We start from the raw sequence: 2,616 nt of genomic DNA, 5'->3' as shown, positions 1-2,616 counted from the left end.
TTGCCCTTGGGTACGGAAGCGGTCACGAGGTCGCCGGTGGCGTAGCCGTGCACGGTCTTGATTCGTGGGCTGGTGCGGCGGGGGAAGCCGTGGCGGTCGGGGCTGGTGCGCTGGTGCTGGCCGCGCCCAGAGCATCCGGCGACCAGTATGGGATTGGCGGTTTCGGTGACCGTGTCGAGTTTGCCCACGTTGAGGGCGTCGAGGGTGTGGGACTTCGGGAGTCCGCAGCGGGTGCGGTTCCATTTCGTGCGGCCGCCGGAGGCGATGTGGGTGGGCAGCATCTGGTCGAGGGCGCGCCACAGTGCCCAGCGGGTGGACTGCACGGCTGCCGCGTCCCGCAGCGGGGCTTTGGCCTGAGCGAGGATCTTGGCGAGCTTGGACTTGTCGCGCACGAATTCCTCGACGGGCCGGTGGGATTTGGATTCGTTGCAGGGGATGCAGGCGATGACCAGGTTGGAGATCCGGTCGCTGCCGCCCCGGCTGCGAGGGTGGACATGGTCGATGTTGAGCGGCACTCCTGCGATGCCGCAGTAGACGCAGGCCCGGCCGAACTTGGCCAGGAGGTATTCGCGGATCTCGGTGCCGTGGAGGGTGCCGTGCTGGTACTCGGCGCCTTCCAGTGGTCTGCCTGCGCTGATGGCGTGGGTGTCGAACGCGACCCGTTCCACGTGTACGGCGCGGACCGGTGCCCAGCGCGCGAGGCGCCTCACCCACGAGACGGTGGTGGTGACCCGGTGCTGGAGGGAGGGGGCGAGCCAGCCGTCGGGGCGGGTGCGGTTGTTGAAGCGCGGGGCGCGATAGCGCAGGTTCGAGGTGCGGCGACGGCGCCGGTAGGCGGCGCGCTGTCCCATCTTCTTCCGGATGACCGCGCCCCGGTGGTCGAGCTGGACCGCGTACCGCCCCCTGCGCTCTCCAGCCTGGGCGGTGAAGGTGGCGATACCGGTGTGTTTGCTGCCGGGGTCGATACCCAGCTCTACGCCGTCGACTTCGGATTCGGCGATGGTGCGGTCCTTGAGGCGGATGGCGAACGGGGTGTGCCGGTGGACAACGGCGCGTCCCTTCTTCAGGAGCTTGCGGGCCCTGGCGGGTGTGCAGGGCTGTAATGGTCGGCCGTGCTTGTCGAGCACGAACACGAATGGGTGCCGCTCACGCGGCTCCTCCCCAACCGGCTGGTTGGGGGTGACGCCCCCGCTGCCAGGTGAAGCGGCGGGGATCTCACCTCGCACATGTTCCGCGCCGGTTGCCTCACGGCGCTCGGCCCCCGTTTCGTCCCTGTCCCTGGGGTTGTCTGCTGGGTCGAGTTCCAGAGCAAGCTGCTGGTGAAGCACAGCTTGGTGGGTCTTCTCGCCTACGCGGAACGTTGCCAACTTCGGTCACCTCCTCCATGCTTTGTTGGCTGGTGCTGGTAACGGCGGCCCTCAACCACTGCGGCTGAAAGCCCGGCCCTTCAGGGCCGGGAACCCGTTACAGGTGGCCATGCTCCTCTAATTGAGGCGGGCGCGGTCGCTCAGCGGCCGCGGACGAAGATGTCTCGCCTGTCGTTGGTGTCGCCCGGGGCCAGGCTGATCGCCGGTATGCGGCGGCCGTAGTGCTGGGCCAGTGCGTGGAACGCTTCCTTCGGCTCCCAGTGCCAGTTGGGCGTCGGGTCGTCGAAGGTCTTCCAGATCGGTTTGACGATGCCGTAGCTCGCCAGGTCGAGGTCGTAGCGCGGGTTGGTCCGATGCGGGTTGTCGGGGGCGACGAATTGGTACGCCACGGCCGCGTAGAGGTTCATGGACTCGAAGACGGCAAGCAGGTCGGTGAGGTATGCGGCCTGGGACCGCTCACTGCGGGCCAGGTCGCCGATGATCTCGGGCGGCTCCTTGTCGTAGTCGATGACAGACCAGCCCATGCCGCCCTGCTCCGGGGCGCCCTTGAAGGTGCAGGTGCCGAACTCGGAGATCACGACCGGCTTGTTCCAGCGAAGGAAGGGTGTGAGCTCGCGGACGTAGTCGGCCCGGTTCGGGAAGTACGAGTAGTAGTCGACGCTGACCATGTCGAACAGGTTCCAGTCGACCTCTTCGTCCTGCGCCGCGCCGTACGTCATCCGGCCCTTGAAGACGGACCTGCCGACCTTCGCCGCCCGTGCGGTGAACTCGCCCAGCCGACGCGCCATCTTCTCGGGGTCGTAGTTTCCGCTCAGTATGTTCTGGATGCGTTCAAGGGTGTTGTCACCTGGGACGATGCCCGGGACAAACAACCAGAACTCGCAACCCACACTGAGGTGGACCCGCGCGCCCTGCCGCCGCAGGCGCTCGGCGTGCCTGCCGGTCTCCGCCAAGTGGTCGAGAATCTCCTGGTGGGAGACGTCCGCCAGGCGCGGCTGGAGCCAGACGTGCAGCCCGCGCTCCGCCGCCTCCGAGGATGTGGCCTTGAGCCGGTCGACGCCGGAACCGAAGACCGAGACCGAGGTGGCGTGCAGGTCGTTCTTGATGACCCTGATGTCCTTGCGCATCCGCGTGGCATTCCAGCTCGTCGCCGGCGTATCGCCCTCGATGACCTCGTATCCCACGCCCCGGTACGTCAGGCCGCCCGGGCCGCGGCGGCTCGCCGCCTCGGCCCGGGCGGCCTGACGTA

The 2,616-nt window shown here is 67.8% G+C and carries 2 protein-coding genes; both read right to left on the bottom strand.

The genetic code is table 11. The features are described 5' to 3' along the window. Positions 1-1,127, bottom strand: a 1,127-nt coding sequence (gene iscB, locus CCN51_RS24825; RefSeq protein ID WP_245881678.1) for an RNA-guided endonuclease IscB, incomplete at its 3' end; no start/stop codon positions are given. Positions 1,128-1,507: 380 nt separating this feature from the next. Further along, positions 1,508-2,616: glycoside hydrolase family 113 protein (locus CCN51_RS24820; protein ID WP_107426069.1), on the bottom strand; the 1,109-nt coding region annotated here is incomplete at its 5' end.

This window comes from Streptomyces milbemycinicus, from assembly GCF_002154605.1.
GTDB lineage: Bacteria > Actinomycetota > Actinomycetes > Streptomycetales > Streptomycetaceae > Streptomyces > Streptomyces milbemycinicus.
Note: the sequence above shows the minus strand (reverse complement) of the source record. Positions and strands in the feature narration are given on the sequence as shown.